General features: G+C 51.0%; 13 protein-coding genes. 4 read left to right on the top strand and 9 right to left on the bottom strand.

Annotated features, from left to right (window positions below; translation table 11 throughout):
- Nucleotides 1–55: 55 nt before the first annotated feature.
- Genes HDF12_RS11795 through HDF12_RS11835 form a run of 9 tightly spaced genes read right to left on the bottom strand, consistent with a single transcriptional unit; the run spans nucleotide 56 to nucleotide 12,237 of the window.
- On the bottom strand, nucleotides 56–1,105 hold the full coding sequence (locus HDF12_RS11795; protein ID WP_373563899.1) for a radical SAM protein: 1,050 nt from the start codon (nucleotides 1,103–1,105) through the stop codon (nucleotides 56–58).
- Nucleotides 1,089–3,032, bottom strand: coding sequence for a methyltransferase domain-containing protein (locus HDF12_RS11800; protein ID WP_373563900.1), 1,944 nt, complete (start codon nucleotides 3,030–3,032; stop codon nucleotides 1,089–1,091). Before HDF12_RS11800 ends, HDF12_RS11795 begins: the two co-directional genes overlap by 17 nt.
- Nucleotides 3,029–4,492, bottom strand: coding sequence for a B12-binding domain-containing radical SAM protein (locus tag HDF12_RS11805; protein ID WP_179583066.1), 1,464 nt, complete (start codon nucleotides 4,490–4,492; stop codon nucleotides 3,029–3,031). The genes HDF12_RS11800 and HDF12_RS11805 overlap by 4 nt, the downstream gene beginning before the upstream one ends.
- Nucleotides 4,489–5,487 (bottom strand): class I SAM-dependent methyltransferase, encoded by a 999-nt coding sequence (locus HDF12_RS11810; RefSeq protein WP_179583068.1) that lies wholly within the window; start codon nucleotides 5,485–5,487, stop codon nucleotides 4,489–4,491. The genes HDF12_RS11805 and HDF12_RS11810 overlap by 4 nt, the downstream gene beginning before the upstream one ends.
- On the bottom strand, nucleotides 5,484–6,302 hold the full coding sequence (locus HDF12_RS11815; RefSeq protein WP_179583070.1) for a class I SAM-dependent methyltransferase: 819 nt from the start codon (nucleotides 6,300–6,302) through the stop codon (nucleotides 5,484–5,486). The genes HDF12_RS11810 and HDF12_RS11815 overlap by 4 nt, the downstream gene beginning before the upstream one ends.
- Nucleotides 6,299–7,696, bottom strand: coding sequence for a B12-binding domain-containing radical SAM protein (locus tag HDF12_RS11820; RefSeq protein ID WP_179583072.1), 1,398 nt, complete (start codon nucleotides 7,694–7,696; stop codon nucleotides 6,299–6,301). Before HDF12_RS11820 ends, HDF12_RS11815 begins: the two co-directional genes overlap by 4 nt.
- Nucleotides 7,697–9,199 (bottom strand): B12-binding domain-containing radical SAM protein, encoded by a 1,503-nt coding sequence (locus HDF12_RS11825; protein ID WP_179583074.1) that lies wholly within the window; start codon nucleotides 9,197–9,199, stop codon nucleotides 7,697–7,699.
- Nucleotides 9,200–9,223: 24 nt separating this feature from the next.
- Nucleotides 9,224–10,726: a B12-binding domain-containing radical SAM protein gene (locus HDF12_RS11830; RefSeq protein WP_179583076.1), complete on the bottom strand. Its 1,503-nt coding sequence runs from the start codon at nucleotides 10,724–10,726 to the stop codon at nucleotides 9,224–9,226.
- A complete protein-coding gene (locus HDF12_RS11835) occupies nucleotides 10,720–12,237 on the bottom strand; it encodes a B12-binding domain-containing radical SAM protein (protein WP_218892353.1) in 1,518 nt (505 codons plus the stop codon). Before HDF12_RS11835 ends, HDF12_RS11830 begins: the two co-directional genes overlap by 7 nt.
- Before the next feature lie 141 nt (nucleotides 12,238–12,378).
- Here HDF12_RS11835 and HDF12_RS11840 point away from each other — a divergent pair, with 141 nt between their 5' ends.
- The 4 genes from HDF12_RS11840 to HDF12_RS11855 all read left to right on the top strand — a co-directional run bounded on the left by HDF12_RS11840 (nucleotide 12,379) and on the right by HDF12_RS11855 (nucleotide 18,862).
- Nucleotides 12,379–13,359, top strand: coding sequence for a phosphoenolpyruvate carboxykinase (ATP) (locus HDF12_RS11840; protein ID WP_179583078.1), 981 nt, complete (start codon nucleotides 12,379–12,381; stop codon nucleotides 13,357–13,359).
- Between the two features lie 569 nt (nucleotides 13,360–13,928).
- On the top strand, nucleotides 13,929–14,297 hold the full coding sequence (locus HDF12_RS11845; protein ID WP_179583080.1) for a cupredoxin domain-containing protein: 369 nt from the start codon (nucleotides 13,929–13,931) through the stop codon (nucleotides 14,295–14,297).
- A 76-nt stretch (nucleotides 14,298–14,373) separates the two neighbouring features.
- Entirely contained in the window at nucleotides 14,374–15,582 is a 1,209-nt protein-coding gene (locus HDF12_RS11850) for a nucleotidyltransferase family protein (protein ID WP_218892354.1), read from the top strand.
- Between the two features lie 220 nt (nucleotides 15,583–15,802).
- Nucleotides 15,803–18,862, top strand: coding sequence for an SLBB domain-containing protein (locus tag HDF12_RS11855; RefSeq protein WP_257025525.1), 3,060 nt, complete (start codon nucleotides 15,803–15,805; stop codon nucleotides 18,860–18,862).
- Nucleotides 18,863–19,001: the final 139 nt, after the last annotated feature.

Consider the following 19,001-nt stretch of genomic DNA (forward strand, 5'->3'; position numbering starts at 1 on the left):
ATTCATATGGATGGGCTATTAAAATATCTCGTTACACTCGACGTATAGAAGGCCTTCAGTTGGTTGGGTTATCACTGACTGTACTGTAATTCAATGAACATACGCATCGCTGACAGATTGGGTTGGTTTCTACGTTGAGCGATGCTCGGAACTCTTTGGCCATTTTCCCGTTAACTACGTCTTCCAGTGCAGAGTGAGTCATATTTCCTATTGAGTTATGAAAGAAGCAGGGGCGGACGGCACCATCGATTTCAAGCACGGCCGAGACCCAGGGGGCGTTACATACGGGAGCTTTAGGAGAGAGTTGTCCTAGGTGCTCGCGGAAACGTCGCGAGATTTTTCGCAGCTTTGCGGCCGACTCGACTATGAATCTTTGGTCGAAGTCTACTCTATATTCGAGGATCAGATGTTCGATTTCAACTTCGAGAACCGTTATCTCGTCCGCGCTCAGACCGATCTGGCTCTGTCTCTCAATAGGCCATACTAGTGGGCGATTGAACGCTTCGGAAGTGAGATCGGCTGCTAAAAAGGAGATTGAGTTTAGCCCCATAGCCTTAGCTGCATTGACTGTCTCGCGTAAATGATTATGGTTGGCTTTCTGCACAGTGGTTCGGCAGGTTATCGGGAGATATGGGTTGTATTGGCGAAGAGCGGCTATGCCTTTATCGATGAGGTCGAAAGCTCCGCCGACTTTGCGGATGTTGTCGTGAACTTGTCTTGGGCCATCGAGGGAGATGATGATGTCATCAAATAGATTGGCAACCTCGTTCGCGCGTTTGAACAAAAGTAGACCTGTGGTTAGAAGAGTTATGCGAATTCCTTGATCTCGAAAAAATGTGCACAGCGCCGCGAGATCGTTATGAAGCAGCGGCTCGCCGCCGGTGAGAACCACTTGTCTAACTCCAAGATTCTGCAGCGAGAGTCGGTGGCGTTCCAAATTCTCCACTTGGATCTGCTCCCTGGTATCACGCTTCCAGATGTCACACATGACGCAGCGGCAGTTGCACAGGCTGTGGACATTCAGGATCAGGATCGGCATGTTTGTGATTGCCGATACGAGCGAAGTAATAGATTGCGGAGTTGACACCTCATGCAGCACTGACACGCTCCACCCTCTTTCCGCCGACTCGGATGTCGTTTCCGAGCGTTTTTCTTGCACTACTTAAAAGTTCATCAATCGGTGCCCGGAGCCACCGCTTGTGACCCTCGATGAGTAGGGGATACAGGCCAGCCTGAAGTGGTTTGGCAAGGCAGGCGTAAAGTGCATCGCTCGCAAGTTGGATTCGCCCCCCAAGGATGACAAGTTCGATCTGGTCGAAGGTAAGCTGCGAAACAGTCTGTGCCGGAGTAAGACCTTTATCGCGCACGGCGATGACGTCGGCTACAGAGCCTGGACGGAGCCGCCCTTCTCCGTTGCGCAGACGCAAAACACTGGCTGATCTTGTAGTAACCATTTCAAAGAGAGACTGGTCATCGAGGCCAATCTCGCGACGCGCAAAACTTATTTCATCGAGCAGATCGCCGGCCGAGGTAAGCGGAGAATCGCTGCCAAGGACCACCGCGTTGAGAGACTTGATCAACGTCGCGGAAGGCGCGGAGGAAAAGAGGAACTGATTTGAAGTGGGACAGACGACGAGAGCTGAACGACGTTGATTGATAAGCGAGACCGCCTTCTTATTCAGAGCGAGGCCATGCACAAGAACTGTTCGTTCGTCGAGAACTGCCAGTCGATCGAGATCAAAGATTTCTTGGGCACTCTTTGCATCGAGTCCTTCGGCGGCATGAAGCAGGAAGGGTAGATGTGGCGGTGTGTGATCGAAGTTGTGCAAGAGATTGGGATCCATCGTAATGGAATGGGCCCAGCCAAATCTGGACAACACACGAACTGGAAAGTCAGCTGCGACTAATTCGCGCGAGAGTGGGTTGTGATGGCAGACAGTGGTCACACCGCAGAGCAGATTGCGGATGGCTCCCCACACTAGCCGAGTCGGCTTTGGGACCTTACGATGACAGGCGATGACTGAAGCGTAAGTCCGATGGATCTCTCTTGCCCACTCGATCGAGTTCAAATACGGTCCTGTTCCCAGGTTCGGGAAGAGGCTGAACTCAAGATGATCATGTGCGTTGATGAGGCCTGGGAGCAGTAAATAGTTAGATAGGTCGATTGTTTCGCTCGAACTAGATGACATCCCTGTGCGACGGGGCATCTTGTGCGAGACGAAGGATATTTGTCCGCGTTCGATCTCAATCAGAGCTCCGGTTGCTGCGCAAGGCCCGAAAGTACATCTTCCCGCTATAAGACGTAGAGTTCCAAAATTCTCGCTTGGAGCTTTCTGCGGGAGCACTTTTTTTTGCAGCTGTAAAATATAAATGGCAGGGAGCTTCGCACAAGCTTCGTACAACTCCGGTCTTCCGTTATCTTCGAAGACCTTTTTCTCCTCTGAATCAAAGTCCGGCTGGATATTCGTAAGTAACTCGAACCCGTACGCCTGAAATATGTCAGTAATCTCCTGGAGTGAGTATCTGTGGGCAGGGACGGTTTCAGTCGAATCCTCGTGAGTAAAAGATCTTTTCCAGTCACATAAAGCTGCCGTCTCTGGATGCATGTCCGTCAAAAAGACAGTGGCACCAGGCCGGGTAACTCGGTGCAGTTCCCGAGCGAAGTTCTGCAGGCTTTCCAGGTAGCTCAAAACGAATGATGACACCACGAGGTCCATCGCGGCGGTTGGTATAGGTAGAGCGACACAGCTTCCGAGTCGTAAGGAACACGCTGCCCCAAGCTTAGTTGCAGCACGGTGCAGCATTTTGTGAGAGGAGTCAACCCCAGTTAGACTCGCGGGTCCACGAGATGCCAAGAGTTGAAGCCATCTGCCCGTGCCGCATCCAGCGTCCAACACATCAAGGCCGCTGACATCCGGGAGTATCTGACTGAGAAAACGTTGCTCCAGCATGAGCAGCGGATTGGGCTGCTCGTCATAGACCTGCGCCCAGGTATCGAATACATCAGACGAAGAATAGGCTGTCGCAGTCACAAACTTTCTCGCTTTGGCTTGCGGAGGCTGATGAATTCGTTGGCCCAATGAAGTTCAATTGGGAAGTGATAGAAGCGAAGTGCATATCGCCATGAGCTGAGACTCTTCAAGAGAAAGCGACTCCACCTCGGCGCACGGATATCCTGTACAGTCGGCCATCGTGAGCCGACAACGATCTCGAAGTTGTCGATGAGGTTTTTGGTCTTACGTTTAAGCCACGGAGCTTGCGTGTCAATGCGTAGAGTAAAGTCCATCCACCGCTTCGAAGCCCACTCTGCGGGAGTAGACGGCCACGCGATCTGGCCGTCAATATTACCGTACATATTGTCAGGTTGAGGCACCGGCGTGTAGTGATAGATGATGATCTCAGAGTCGGGATTAATCTTCTTCAGTTTACGTATGAAGGCAAGGGTCTCACGGGTGTCTCGTTCCGGGTCTCCCGGATTTCCGATGACGAAGGAGAACTCGGGAATGATACCAAACTGTTTTATCCGCTCTGCAATCGTTATTGTCTGCTCTGTTGTTATGCCTTTTTTCATCTCTTTGAGAGCCCAGTCGGAGCCTGACTCAGCACCAAAAAAAATCATGGTGCATCCTGCCCGTTTTAGCGCCGCGAAGGTTTCGTCGGTGTAACGTGACATGACATCGACTCGGGCCTCGCACCACCAGCGAAGGTTGAGGTGTTCAATTCGCTTCGCAAGCTCCAGGGCGTGATCCTCCCTCAGGAAGAAGTTCATATCGTAAAACTGAACGGAATCGGCTCCGTACTCTGTTACGAGATGCGAGAGAATGGCAGCCGTGCGTTCTGGCGACTCCATGCGTTCTTTGTTCCCATAAGCAGCGTGAACTCCACAAAAGCTGCAGTTAAAAGGACAACCAATACTGGCGTGATGGACAGCAGTGCGCTTGCCAAAAAAAGAAGGCCGAAGATATTTGTTGACGGGCAATTTGTGAAAGGGCGACCAAGGGAACTCATCGGGCCCCTTCATGGGCCGCTCGGCGTTGTTTCTAGGTAGGCCAAAGATGTCTTTGTAGGATAAGCCGAGAATGGACTCCGGTGTGCGTTTCCCGCGCAGTGCATCCAGGAGTTCCAGCAGTGTATCTTCGCCCTGACCCCTAACAATGTAGTCTACGTACTTTGCATTGAGTGCAGCGTCTGGATAGACGGAAGGGAAATAGCCTCCCCACACGATCTTCACGTGAGGATAAGCGCGGCGAACATCCCGTGACGTTTCCATCGCGGCAACCATCTGTGGCCCTGGCATCACAGAGACGCCGAGAAGTTCGACGTCGTGTTGTTCAATTAGCCGCAATACGGCTGCTGTCGGGTTGTCGTCTACATTGCCGTCGATAATCTCATATTCTTCTCGTCCCTCAAGAACTGCGGCAATAGCCAACACAGCGAGAGGAAGGCGGCGGTTGCGTGGTTTTGTGGCACGTGGATTGAAAAGGATGATCATTTCTTGACTCTAGCGGTATAGATTCGGAATTGAGACGGTTCGCGTCTGCCGAGCATGTTCGCAAGTAGCGGCCGCATAAGCCAGCGCATTCCGTAATTGGGGGTGTGTGCTTGCCAGCGAAGACTAAAGCAGGTCTCTATTCTTCGCAGACGTTCGTCTGTAAGGAATTCAAGACTTCCGAGGCCGTCGGACGGAAAACCGTAGCGTTGAGTGAAGGTCCTACGACGTTCAATGACCATCTGTCGACCGCTCGCTTCGTTGCTATACCACGGGGTATCAGCGATGAGAATCGTTCCCCCGGTGCGAGTACAACGTAAGGCTTCGGCTATGGTCTTCTCGTAGTCTTCGGAATAGTGAAATGATGCGTTATAAATAACAAGGTCAAACGAATCGTCCGTAAAAGGGAGGACGTCAAGCTCTGCCTGAAGACGAGGGAAGAGTGCAGCAAGCTGTTTCCGATAGTGAATTGCGGCGCCTACGCCATCGCGATCATTAGTAAGCAGATCTACCGCGACAGGCGCATGACCTGCAAGAGCCAGGCGATAGCTCATCCATCCATTACCTGCGCCGAGGTCGAGAATTTGAAGCGGTCTTTGGTTCTCGATCCGTAAATTATGAAGAATATTCTGTTCGATGTAATGAAACGTCCTGGCTCGCATGGTCCATTGCTGACTGTTGTTCCCAGACAAGTCGCGATAGGGAAGCGCCAGATAGTAGTCCGCACTTATGCTGCCACGGCCTTCTGCAGAACGAATGAACTCATAGTCTTTGATGAAGCGGGAGAAATGAGAGACCCGTTCAGGAAGTAGAGCTCTCCAGATGCCTTGCTCCCTCGATAGCTTCAGGCAACAATCCGAGCATACCAACATCATGTCACCTTTACTCGTATGCGGAAGAACTCCTATCTGTCCGTGACAGCGCGGGCATTGAAGGCGAATCTCGCCGTCTTCGGTAGCACTGCAAGAGATCGATCTAAGATGAGTCGTCACCATCATGCCTGAACTCTTTCGAAACGAATGAGCATGTGATCGCCAAGTACGCGAAACCCTGGACGGCTTGAGAGAACTTTATCGATCGCCTGTAGGATATTTAGTGATTTTGGATATTTGCGGATCCATGGTTCAACATAAGACGGTGGAACTGTGATGCCGATACCCACGCAGGAACGCATTATGAATGCTGGTGAAAATGATCTCCGCAACTGGCGTAAAGTCGGGTAGTAGACGTTAAAGGGAAACTCGTCAACCTTGACTAGTGTTCGACCCGAGCATCTTCGAAACGCTTTACTGAGCTTCCCGCGAAGCGAAAACCAGATCATCTCTGAGATGCAAAAGCGGGTGGAAAGGCAGACAATAAGCGGAGCACCCGGAGGCATAAGAGCTGCCAGGTCCCCTGCTGTATGGTTTAGATCGACGACACAATTAAGGCCGGAGAAATTTGAGAAGGCTCCGTCAAATTGTCTTTCGGGTCGGATCTGATGTATCAGTTCAATCGGCAGTTGACTGAATCGCACGAGAGGGTTCGGAGCCTCAGGGCGAAGACGTTGACTTGCGATCCGGATCATTTGTTCGGAGGCATCAAAGGCGGCCACTGAGATTCCGCTGCGGGCGAGGAACATCGCATCTTCCCCAGTGCCACAATTCAACTCGAGAACATAATCTCCAGGTCGGAACGTCTGACTCAATACATTCCACACGACGTCTCGTTGAGCGCGGCCAATAAGAGACTTGGTGAATAGATCGTCGTATCTTTCGGCTAAATGGTCGAAGGCAAGTATGGCTTGAGGCTGGACGGTAGCCATGTTAGTCATGCTTCCACCTCCATAGAAGTGGAAAGCAAACCAGCGCGAGCGGCCATGATGTCACGACGCAGACTGGCCGCTCGGTCGGATTCAGCCTCCGATGTGTCGGCTATGCGTGCGAGTTGGACCTCGTCTTGAAGGAGTTTATCCGCATACTTGTAGAACTTTTGAGAGTGGCGCCCCTTGATCTTGATGTCACGGTCGGAACTAACACCCCATGGCTTTAGTTGGACTAGACGGTCGGCGATCTTCTTGTAGTAGGGTGTTCCCTTGATGGGATAAGACACAGTTGTAAAAAAAATGTCGGGCTTCGTTATGCTGACATGCTTGATCGTGGCTTCGATGTCCTCTAGCTCTTCGCCTTCATAGCCCCACATAAGGAACATTCCGCTTTCTATCCCTCTTTCGCGGCTCATAGCGACGGCCCGTTGTACCTGCTCGATTGTTACACCGCGATCCATGGAATCGAGGATGCGTTGCGACCCGCTTTCAGAGCCGATCCAGATCCGAAAACATCCAAGCTCAGCGAGGAGATCGAGCATCTCCGGATTCAAACGATCCGCCCGAGAGATGCATTCGAACGGGATACGGAGATGACGACGACGCATCTCGCCAGCGTAGACGCGAAGCCACTGATGATTGATCGTGAAAACGTCGTCAGATATCCAGACCATGTCCGGGGAGTAGGTGTGGAGTAGCCATTCAACTTCATCGACGACAAGCAGCGGATCGCGACGGCGGTGGGTTTGGCCGAAGACCTGATGACTACACCAGCGACACTTGTAAGGGCATCCGCGCGCCGTGATGAAGTTGACCGAACCTTTACCATGCGCGTCTCGCCAGGTCTTGACGTAGCGACCGACATCAATAGCATGGCGGGCTGGCCATGGTTGACTGTCGAGATCGGCGATCTGATTGCGCTGTGCCGTTTCATGCATATTGCCAGCCGCATCAAGATAGGCGAGCCCAGGGATGCGGGTGCATGCGGCTGTATCGGTAGCTCGAAAGGCTTCGAGCAAATCCTGTGTGGTGAGTTCGCCCTCACCAAAGACTACATAGTGTGCCCCTGCCTGGAGATATTCGAGGGCGTACGCGCCAGGCTCCGGGCCACCGACGATGATCTTCCAACCGGCCTCGCGGGCCACTTTCAAGATTTCGACGACATTACCACGTGTCATAAGATTGGCATAGATGCCAACGACCGAGGGCGTCTCAGTACGCAGATGTTTGAAGAGGGTTTCGCGACTCGAAAACGTGGTGTCGAAAACATCTACTTTAAAACCTTGTTTCCGTAGATGAGAGCACAGGTACAAGATACCGAGCGGAGCGTAGGGCTTCAAGATATGAAGCTCTTTGGGATCTTCATATAAAAAATAGCCGTGAGTAAGTAGAAGCTCTACCATCTAAACCTGCCTCTCAGCCGGAATAATGTTCTGCAGAGGAACAAACTTTCTTTTGTCGGAACGACTGGTGATTTCGTCGGCGGGGAATGCTGCGAGCTTAGAATTTCTGCTGACAATTTCAAGTTCAAAAACATGTTGCCAAAGAGAGACCGGATCAATCTGACTCCTGAGCTTGTTTGCGCTGTTCCAGGAGTCGACCTCCGCATGGAGCGCGTTTCTTAGTGCTACGTAAAAATCGTTCTTATAGGCTGCGAAGAACATAACGCACAGGTCGTCGCTATCAGTCCAATTTCGTTTGGTTCCAATCTGCTCCTGAACGCGCTCGAAGAAACCTGTTCCAGGCAGGGGGTAAGAGAAAGAGATGCCGATATCATCTGGACGTGTGCTGCGTACGAGTTCGATGGTCTGTTGAATGTCTTCCCATGTCTCTCCTGGATAGCCGAATTGCAGGAAAAAGCACGCACGAAGCGCTTCGTTGGCGAGGAGAGACCGCGCGGTGATGATATCGGTTACGCGTAGCCCCTTATCCATTGCATCGAGCACCTTCTGCGAGCCAGATTCGACGCCCATCCAGATTTCCGTACATCCTGCTCGCTTGAGTCCCGCAACAGTCTTAGGAGTCATCAGATCAGCACGAGACTGAATTTTGAAGGGGAGAGCGCACTTCATTGCTTCAATTTCGTCTGCGAAATCCTGCACCCACTGATGATTCAGGGCGAAAACGTCATCACCGAACCAGATGTGCTCGACTCCGTATACTTCCTTTAGTTCGCGGATCTCCGCTGCCACAGATTTGGCGGAGCGGATCTGGAATTTGTTTCCTGAGATTGGCTTCGCACACCAGTTGCACCTATAAGGACATCCGCGACTGGCGACGATATTGGTTGAAAAGCGACCATGCGCGGTGGTCCAAGCTTGACGGTAGGGGGCTAGATCAATAAGTTCGCGGGCCGGTCTTGGCAGAGCACTCCAGGATGCGTTCTTCGGGACTTCTCTCGAACTTTTGTGAAGTTTCCCTGCGGCGTCGAGATATAGGAGACCAGGTATGTCCGAGTACGGCCGTGCAGAAAGAACGGCGGAACATAGCGTTACGAGTGTCTCTTCGGCTTCTCCCAGCAGAATGAAATCAACCTCGTTGCGGAGGTACGACTCGCCTTGGTCGGTCATGTCAGAGCCATGTGCAATGACAACGGATCCTGCCTCCTTTGCCAGTCGAGCGAGTTGCCAGGCCAGTTCGCGCATACGCGTTAGGCACATCTTTGAGAGAAAATTGAAGTCGTCTTCGTAGATCACCACAATCTTGGGACGATGTTGCAGTAAGGCCGTTGAGAAGCCAAGGTCGGGGTCCCCGAGCATCGTGTCGAACACGGCAACAGAAATGTTCCCAGCTCTCAGTGCAGACGCAGCGTATAGCGTACCGAGGGGAGGATACGGCTGCATCTTTCTTACCTGCTTGGGATCATAAGGAAGGTGATAAGAATGGGTTAATAGAACATCAGCCACAGATTACCTCCTCCCTTTGTCTGATTAGCACGCATTGACGGTCTCCTTAGGGAGTTCCTGACCAGTCACCAGCGAACGGCGAAGCACGATGCGTTCAGATAGATTAGAAAGCCAGAGTTCCCATGGAAATGAGTAGTTGCTCGAACGGAGCCGCCAACGGATTGGTGTCTGAACGATGAACCGCACGGCGTACCGCAGCCGGGAGTAGCTTTTTTGCTGACGATCGATCTGATTATTGAGTAAAAAGTACTTGAGCATACGTTGCAGTCGAGCGAGCTCATTTCCCTTAAGCCAAGGCAGCATGTTTGCACCCAAAGGCATCTCCATCCATTCATGAAGATTTTTCGGCTCAGGAACACCCAGTTCGCGCAACTGGGGCCAGATAGGAATTCCTGGATAGGGGGTAAAGATATTTGGCGAGAAACTAACATTGGCAAACTGACGACCAATGTCGCTCATGGTCTGAAAGGTCATGATGCGATCTGCTTCTGTCTCACCTGGATATCCGAAGATTAAGTTGAAGGTTACGCGAATTCCACCCAGTTGTGCCTTGCGCGCAGTTTCATACATCTCGTCGACACGTTGATGACGCTTGTTCATTAGCTTGAGCACGGAGTCTGAAGTTGATTCTGTGCCAAAGCCCATGTGTGAGACGCCGCTGGCGCCGAGCAACCGAACTTCATCCTCACTCATGCGACAGAGAAAGTCGGTAGAGGCCTGAAACGTCCACTTAAACTTCACTCCGGAATCAATGATGCCGCGGGCGATCTGAAGAGCTCGCGGCAACTGAACAGGAAAGTTAGAGTCAAGCAGTGCCACTTCTTCAATGCGGTAGCGAGTGACGAGCTCGATCATTTCCGCTACTGTCCGATCGGCGGAGAGAGCATTAAATCTCCGTTTGTAAAAGACCATGTCTGTACAGTAATTGCACGCATAGGGGCAACCAACGCTGGTCGCATACGCGAGTTTGCGAATGCCGGCGATTTCTTCGTAAGCATCAAAATTAGTAAGGTCGAATGCGGGGAGCGGAAGCGAGTCTAGAGATTCAATCTTCCGATCAACGTTGTGAGTATGTTGCCCGTTGCTCTTCCAAGAAAGCCCTGCAATGTTACGAAGAGATTTCTTATTAGCCAGGGCTTGGGCGGTTTCGACAAGTGTTATTTCACCCTGACCGCGGACAACCATATCTACAAAGCTTTCACCCAAGGTTTCATCGGGAAGCAGCGACGGGTGCCATCCCCCAAAGATGACTGGAAGCCACGGCGCGTGGCTTTTGACTATGCTTGCCACTTCTATAGCGCCGCGAATCATTGGGCCGGTCAGAACGGAGATCCCAACGCAAAGAGCATCCACGCTCTCGCACTCTATACGGGTTAAGTAATTCGGTTCGATCGCGGCATCAATCATGACGACATCGAAGTTTGCTTCACGCAGACTGGCTGCAAGAGTGAGTAGGCAAAGCGGTGCACCAAGCGGAGGCCCGTCATATGGCGGATAAAACAATACGACTTTGCCCTGACTCAGCATGTAACCTCTCCCGGTTCTGGGTTCGGTTCTAGTCGGCGAGCATCCACAACTGGCTTGAAACCCGCCGTCCGCTCCTTGAGCTTGTCATTGAGCCAAAGCTCGACGGGGAATCGATATAGGCCATGATCAAGTCGGAAGCGAGCTGGAAATGATATGCACTTCTGAGCAAGGCGAGTCATGCGAGTCCGACGGTCAATTCCGATCGGAATGCGATCGAAGGCAATACGTAGGTAATCGCGCATAACCTGTAACTCTTCGTGATCATGTCCGTTCAGCCAAGGGAGTTTGGTGTAACGCGGAAAGAACTCGGCCCATTTTTCAAGCGAGTCAGGAACCTCAATACCAAGCTCGGTAGCGTTGTTCATTACATTGGTGGCTGGATAGGGAGTAAAGATATTAGTCCAGAATTCCGTGCCCGGAAAGCGTCGGCATACATCCATAATGAAATTCATGGTCTCTCGACGCTCTTTTGCTCCCTCTCCAGGGTAGGCAAAGATAATGTTGAAAGAGGGACGCATTCCTGCGGCTAAGCACCGTGCCGCGCTTTCGTAGATATCTTCGAAGTTTTGAAAGGTTTTGTTCATGGCCTTCAGGATCTTTGGAGATCCGGAGTCGACACCTTGGCAAATTTGATGCAAGCCGCTGCGACGCAGCAATTTCAAATCCTCCAGCGAAAGCCTAGAGGTCAGATTTGTAGTTGCTTGGATACTCCACTGAAACTCTGCCTCGGCCTGCACTAGGCCCTCGCTGATGGCTCGCGCACGATCCAAGTCAACTAAAAAGTTATCGTCCACAATCCAAAGCATGCTGAGGTTGTACCTACGGCTTAGGTCAACAGTTTCTTCAACGAATTGCTCCGCCGGAAGAGCGTTCCATTTACGCTTATAAACCGCACCGTTGGTGCAATAGGCGCAATCGAAGGGGCAGGCAAGGCTGGAGGTGTACATTGCCCAGCGCCTTCCACACATTCGCTCATAGGCATCAAAGTCCGCAATCTGATAAGACTTTGGAGGTTGTTCCACAATAGGCCTTAGCGCGCGCTCGGGGGTAAATATAAGTTTATTATCTCGCTTGAAACCGATGCCGGAGACAAAGTCTGGAGAGGACTGGTTCTCAATGTGGCCGACCAATTCGAGGAAGGATTCTTCTCCCTGTCCACACACTACGTAGTCGATGTACCACGATTGCAGTGTCTGTTTTGGCAAAAGAGAAGGGTGCCACCCCCCAAGGACAATCGGGAACTCGGGGTCTCGAGCCTTAATAGCTTTGGCAATTTCAACGGTCTCACGGATCATCGGCCCGGTCACTAAAGAGATTCCGAGACAGATAGAGTCACGCACCTCTTCCAACACGCGCTGCTTATAATTTGGGGTGATAGTAGAGTCGATCAGAACGACCTGATAGCCGGCTCGGATCAATGGAGTGGCTACGGCGAGGATGCCTAGAGGTGCGGTCGCGTCAGAACTAGCGAAAGATGGGAAAAAGAAGACAATTTTGCGGGCCTTAGGCAATGCAATCTCCTCGCTTATTTTGGACGATATGACTTGAGATCGATGCAGTTGTCACATCCCTGTCAGCAATTTGTAAAGTTTCTAAGAGAGGCCGGAATTCTTCCGTCCATTGAGATAAAGTGAGATCCGACAGGTGTTCCGATGACTTCATTTTCAACAGATGAAACAGTTTTACCCCATAGCAAGGAGCTTAATTTCGCAGGTGCGGGTTGCGATCTGCACACAAACTCAGGTGAACTACTGAGTTTGTTGAGTAATATTTCGATTCCCACCAATCCCATCCTCACGAGCCGATTCAGCATGCGAGTTTTGGTCAACGAGGCTTCACCAAAGCCAATGGGAGAGCCGCACTTCCGTGGTTTACATCATGTGGTAACAGCTTCGTTCGGCAGTGACAACATTTTTGTCTTCGATATCTTACGTCGAACGGTTAACGCCAGTGTCTCGACGGTAGCGGCCAGAGACTTACGCTTCTGGAAGGAAAAGCTGGTCCCAATTTCTCTAGGCGTTCTAGGCGCCGCCATGGGAATGGTTCCCATGCACTGCGCTTGTCTGGAGTCCGATGGTGACGGGTTACTAATCGCTGGCCTCTCAGGAGCCGGAAAGTCCACGTTATCTGTCGCACTCTCACAAGAAGGCTTCAGTTATGTCTCTGATGACTGGACTTATATCTCACGGTTCCGTAGTTCGGTGGTTGCACACGGCACATCAGCCCCAGTAAAGCTATTGCCCGATGCTGTCATTCATTTTCCAGGCCTAACACGATACAAGCTTCAGACATCAATGAATGGCGAGTTAGCTTACGAAATAAACATCGCCGAGACATTTGGTACGCGGATCGAGAGAGCTTGTGAGCCGCGGTGGCTGATCTTTTTAGAAAGAACGCGACAGTCTGGAGCGAAGTTCACCACGGTGAGATCGTGCAAAGCCCATAGCTACCTTGATTCGAGCATGGAAAGATTGCCTGTTCAGCTGTTCGAAGCCTCGGCGATGCGTGACCTTACTGTCGAAGCCGTCTCACGGTTGCCGTGCTGGCTATTTCGATATGGAGGAACTCCCAGGTTCGCCGCGAGGCATCTCCGGGCGTTTGTAGCCAATCGCCAGGAGGAAGTGCTCGTTTGATGAGAAATCAAAGCCGCCCTCCTGATCTTCTACGACGTTTCGTCGCCACGCCATATCTGTTCACAAATGGCACCGGGCCCGATCGATTTTCTGTCCAATCGAATGACTTAGAGATCGCCATAGCCATTCGACGTCTCTGGATTAATGAAACCCATGGAAATAGACCGGCCGTCGTCTCCTGGAAGATTCTTCGAGACATAGTGCCCCCCGATAGCCTCGCAGAGATATCCATTCTCCACGATAAGAAACTGCGGACATTGATGATAGGTACAGGAACAATTCTGCTTTTTGACCTCGAAAGGGCAGAGTTTTTTGGGTTCATCTGTGCAAACATCACGGTCCAGCAACTAACTTCATCACTAATTCCCTTGCTGTTGGAGCCCTAGAGAGAGCCAGAAGAATATCTTTCGGGCTTTTACAAACAAGTGACAAACAACACATTGCACAATGACAACTGATTCACATAGCTCTACTAACCTATGGATAACGCGGTCGTCTGCGAGTCGGCGCGAGCTTTGTGTAAGCGGATTGTTAACCCTTGCCCCCAGCCTCGAAAGGTCGTGGTGTAAATGGAACTACCGGTCTCGGCAAAAGTGTTCATGGTTGGCATATTCACTCTTGGCGCTTTAGCACTATCTGGATTCACCGCAGCCTCGGATGCACCAAAGACAGTTATTGTTTCAGTAAAGCGGTATGCGTATGAGCCGTCAGAGATTACCTTGAGAAAGGGCGAGCCGGTCATCATCGAACTAAAAACTCAGGACGTCGCTCATGGTGTCAAATTCAAAGAATTGAACCTTACCACCAGGATTGACAAAGGGAAAACTGCGGAGCTCGCTTTCACGCCAACCCAGACCGGAGATTTTGTAGGCCACTGTTCAGTGTTTTGCGGGTCCGGGCACGGCTCGATGACCTTAACTCTTCATGTGACAGAATGACGATGCAAAAGACAGCCCTAGTAAAAGTGTTAGCCTCTCTAGCTGTAATCACAGAATAAACGCAAATAGGAAGGTTATGCCGCGAATGAATTACCGATTGGCACAGGCCGTGATTGCGACGTTCCAAACCGAGGATTCGCGGATGCTTGGCGAGCGCATTTCCAAATTTAGTTATCGGGCTTGGAAGGGAACTTATCCCTGGTTGGATGCGAGTGGTCTGGCAATTTATTTTTTAGACCGGCTCCATGTCCTGCACATGAACGATGCGATCCCTCCGCGCGTGTTGCTCCGTCTCAAAAAAAATGCTGCGGATAACCAGGAAAAGACGAATCGCTTGTTCGAGGAGTTTCTGAAGATTAATAGGGATTTCAAAAATGCAGGGATATCCTACGCCAACCTTAAAGGTTTCACTTTGGCTCCCGATGCGTTTTCGGAGGCTGCGCTGCGTTGTCAGCTTGATCTCGATTTTTTGATAGCTAATCACGACATCTCTCGTTGCGAGCAGATAATGCGACGACACGGGTATTTATTAACTGGTATCGGGAGTAATGTAAGGGAGTTCAAAGCAGGCGGTGAAGGTATGCCATGTTTGAGAAATCTCTATAAGGTGAAACCGCAGCGTTGTGTAGAAATACATTTTGCCGACGACCGTGGTTGGGACTGTATCCATTTTCAGGATGACCGACTATTCAGGCTGAGCTCTCGGCGTTGGCGAGATCTGGAATTACCAATTCTTTCTGATTCTGACAAATTTATCGCGCAGGCGGTCCATCTTTTTAAGCATCTGAAGGGAGAATGGACACGAGCTGCGTGGATTCTCGAATTCGTGAATTTTGTTAAGTTTAATCAGGAAAACCATACCTTATGGATTGAAGTACAAAGACATGTATCGAAGAGCGAAGAGATTGCCCTTGCAGTGGGAGTTGCGACACTCGTTTCGCGCGAGAATTTTGCCATGCCCTGCCTGCCGGAGGTGTTAACGTGGACAATCAGTCAATTACCTCGGCCCGTCAGTCTATGGATCGAACGGTACGGAAAAAGAATAGTGTTAGCAAAATTTCCAGGAACGAAGCTCTATCTTTTGCTCTGCAGAGCTTTGTCACACGCGGGGCGTGGGGAGCTCTGCGAAGTTAGCGATAAACTGTTTCCTCTGCGTCGACCCGCTAAGATTACGGTCACCAACAGGGAGACAAGATTATCGCTTCGGTTGCGTGGAGCACTAGATGAAATTGGATATTTTTTTTTCGGTTGCGCTTTCACCTGGAACAGGGTTGCTGTTACTTAATCGAAGCAGCTCGTTGGAGGAAGAGCAACACGTCTTCGGAAAGATAGGCTTCAGCTCGCCGTCATCGCCGCTTGGCGATATACCCACTGCTAATCTATTTAGAACAATCGTGATAGAGCGATTCAGGTAGGGAGTTGTAGACCTTGGTCGCATTTTTATCTGGATAGTGTTTACGTAGTTTGTGTCGTGGCCACTAATCGTTCTGTCTGTCGAGGCCATTATGAAAATGAATGTAGAAGATGGTGGCTTTGACTCCAAATTTTGTAGAAAACCTGTGAAGCACGTAGCCGGAACTGATCGGCGACGTATTCGAGTGCAGGAAGGAAGGCTACAAGTCTTTTATATGAGCTTTTTTGAGCTGGGTAGGAGACGGTGGTTCGCTATCTTCTTTTGCTGTTTGCTTTCATCAACGTCCGTCTGGTCACAGCAATTACAGGCCCCGACTTTGCCGGCCGGCCTGCCATCTGGTTCGCCTTCGTTGTCACCATCTCCAAGGACTCCCAATTCCAACCCAACCGATGATGACAGTGCAGGCCGCACAAGATTGAGTGCCGAAGGGGATAATACAAGTCAGGGAACAAACGGCGTCCTGACCACAGATCAAGTCCTCAAAGTCTTGCAGTCTCGACCAGAATTGATAGTGGACATCAAAGAGGTAATGGCCGACTATCTGCAACAGCAGGGAACTACAACGCAGTCAGATGCTATTACAGATGACATGCTGTACAAGGGCATATCCACAGATACGGGACTACGCGCCGTAATTACAGTATGGCTGAGGGCGCGTGGCTACTTGTCCGGTTCAGATTTAGATAGACAGAGTTCAGATATGCAAGAGTTCGACGAGTCTCTCAACCCAACGACCTCACTCGGTTCTGGAGGTCCTGATTCTTTGAGGGGCGGTGTAAAAGATGCAAATTCTCCTGGTTTCGACCGGCCGGATAATGTTAGTTCCGATGTTGTCCGGAAAAAAGGTGGATCAGGTTCTTCGGAACGGGGAGATCTCTCGCCACCGATCAAGTCTGATCGCAACAGTGGTAATTCGACTGAGGTAATTCATCAGACAACTCCTTACAACCTTCAGTCGCTTCGCGATTTATACTCCCAAATTCCGGAGCAGACTTCGAAGCTCAGACGCTTCGGGTCGGATATGTTTCTTGAGAGGGGATTGACTGCCAAACAGATGTCAATTGATGTGCCGGTCGGCCCGGAATATATTCTGGGGGCAGGCGATGGACTGATCATTAGTCTTTGGGGAGGAGTGTCACAGACCTTTCCAAGGAACATTGATCGTGAGGGGACAATTGTACTGCCCGACGTCGGGGCCGTCCTAGTCGCGGGACTGCCTCTCGGCCGCGCTCAGGAGTTAATTCAGCAGGAATTGGGGAAGCAATTCAGAGACGCGAAGGTTTCGGTAACTCTTTCGCGTTTAAGAACCATACGAGTGTACATAGTTGGTGATGTTCAACGTCCTGGAGCATACGACCTTAGCTCGCTAGCGACTCCGCTCAACGCGCTATATGCAGCCGGTGGACCAACCAACCTTGGCTCATTACGTATAGCTCGCCAATATCGCGGAAAAGAATTGGTGCGCGAGGTAGATCTCTATGACTTTTTACTTCACGGTGTTCGGCCGGACGGGGAAAGACTGGAAGCGGGCGACACGATTTTGATACCGCCCGTCGGACGACAGGTTGCAGTAGCAGGGATGGTTAAGCGCCCCGCGATCTATGAACTAAGAGGCGAGAGAGAACTATCTGAAGTGTTGGACGAAGCCGGTGGTTTGCTGGTGGCTGCTGCGATGAGCCGCATAACAATCGAAAGAATTGACGAGCAAGGGCACCGGGCGACGCTGAACCTGGATATACCGGAAGGAAGTACGAGAGAGGCGTCGCAGATAAGGATCGAGCAGTTTGCCGTTCTAGACGGCGATCGCGTTAACATCAACCCGATACTGCCTTATAGCGAAAAGGCGATCTACGTTGAGGGACATGTTGTCAGACCTGGAAAGTTTCCCTACCACGATGGAATGAAGTTGAATGATGTTCTTCGGTCGTACCAAGACCTCCTTCCAGAACCCGCGGATCGCGGGGAAATTGTTCGTCTGATGCCACCTGATTTGCGTGTTGAAGCTATTTCATTTAGCGTGCCCGACGTTTTTGTCGGGAACGAAGAACTTGACTTAAGACCTTTCGACACAATCCGGATCGCAGGTCGCTATGAAGCAGACGCTCCCAAAGTTCAGGTACACGGAGAGGTAATCCACCCCGGAGAGTATGCGCTTTCTCAGGGAATGACCGCCGCACAACTCGTTCGGATGGCAGGCGGCTTCAAGCGGAGTGCACTACTTGATGCCGCCGATCTTGCTAGTTATGACGTGAAAGATGGACGACAGGTTATAAGCCGTAGAGGGGCAATCCGAATCGGAGCGGCAGTCAACAATTACGATTCGGCCTCAGACGTAATACTCAAAGCCGGGGACGTGCTGACAATCCATCAAATATCGGGCTGGAACGATATTGGATCTTCAGTAAGTGTGTCCGGTGAAGTTGCTTATCCCGGTTCCTACGGTCTGCAAGAGGGGGAAAGATTGAGTTCAGTTTTGAAACGCGCAGGTGGGTTTCGATCTTCGGCTTACCCCTCAGGGGCAGTATTGATCAGACTTCAGGTAAAAGAGCTTGAAGACAAGAGCCGAAATGAGTTGATCCATCAGATTGAGACAACATCCGCTGGTGCGAGGCTGGCTCCGAGCCTCTCCGCACAGGACGATGCGGCGACATTGCAGTTACTCGTCCAGCAACAAAAAGAAGTGGTTTCTCGATTGCGCAACCAACCAGCAATTGGACGTTTGGTAATCAAAATTAACAGAGATATTTCAAGCTGGGAAGGCACATCCGCAGATGTCGAACTGCGTAATGGAGACGTCCTCACTATACCTAAAAGGCCAGGTTTCGTTTTGGTCACTGGTCAGGTCTATAACGCGTCTGCAATCACGTTCGTTCCGGGGAAGACCACGGGCTGGTATCTCCAGCGAGCGGGGGGTAGCACCGAAGGCGGTAACCGAAAAGAAATTCTTGTCATCCGGGCTAACGGCCTCGTGGTAGGGAGACGTTCGAATAACTGGCATGAGCCAGGGGTTCTTGATACAAAGCTTGATCCGGGCGACGTCGTTGTTGTTCCCCAGAAGGTCTTCGGTGGGTCGGCCTTGTGGAGAAATCTGTTCGCTTCAGCGCAGGTATTCTCTTCGGTGGGATTCGCAGCAGCGTTGGCGCTTCACTAGGAATTATGACGTGAGTCCAAAAGTGCTAGTTTCAGGTCTTTGTATAGACTAAATTTTATTTTATCGAGCGACACCTAGTATTTTAATATGACTCTTTATCTAAGACAAGCGGTTGGTGGTTCACGGAGTCCAGACTCAT

Origin of the sequence: Tunturiibacter gelidiferens (genome assembly GCF_013410115.1) — a bacterium.
In the GTDB taxonomy this organism is placed as follows: domain Bacteria; phylum Acidobacteriota; class Terriglobia; order Terriglobales; family Acidobacteriaceae; genus Edaphobacter; species Edaphobacter gelidiferens.

Bases quoted from the DNA above. Each gene is read 5' to 3' on its own strand.
- HDF12_RS11805 (WP_179583066.1), bottom strand. From the start codon at position 4,492: ATGATCATCCTTTTCAATCCACGTGCCACAAAACCACGCAACCGCCGC.
- HDF12_RS11810 (WP_179583068.1), bottom strand. From the start codon at position 5,487: ATGATGGTGACGACTCATCTTAGATCGATCTCTTGCAGTGCTACCGAA.
- HDF12_RS11815 (WP_179583070.1), bottom strand. From the start codon at position 6,302: ATGACTAACATGGCTACCGTCCAGCCTCAAGCCATACTTGCCTTCGAC.
- HDF12_RS11820 (WP_179583072.1), bottom strand. From the start codon at position 7,696: ATGGTAGAGCTTCTACTTACTCACGGCTATTTTTTATATGAAGATCCC.
- HDF12_RS11830 (WP_179583076.1), bottom strand. From the start codon at position 10,726: ATGCTGAGTCAGGGCAAAGTCGTATTGTTTTATCCGCCATATGACGGG.
- HDF12_RS11840 (WP_179583078.1), top strand. From the start codon at position 12,379: ATGACTTCATTTTCAACAGATGAAACAGTTTTACCCCATAGCAAGGAG.
- HDF12_RS11845 (WP_179583080.1), top strand. From the start codon at position 13,929: ATGGAACTACCGGTCTCGGCAAAAGTGTTCATGGTTGGCATATTCACT.
- HDF12_RS11850 (WP_218892354.1), top strand. From the start codon at position 14,374: ATGCCGCGAATGAATTACCGATTGGCACAGGCCGTGATTGCGACGTTC.
- HDF12_RS11855 (WP_257025525.1), top strand. From the start codon at position 15,803: ATGAAAATGAATGTAGAAGATGGTGGCTTTGACTCCAAATTTTGTAGA.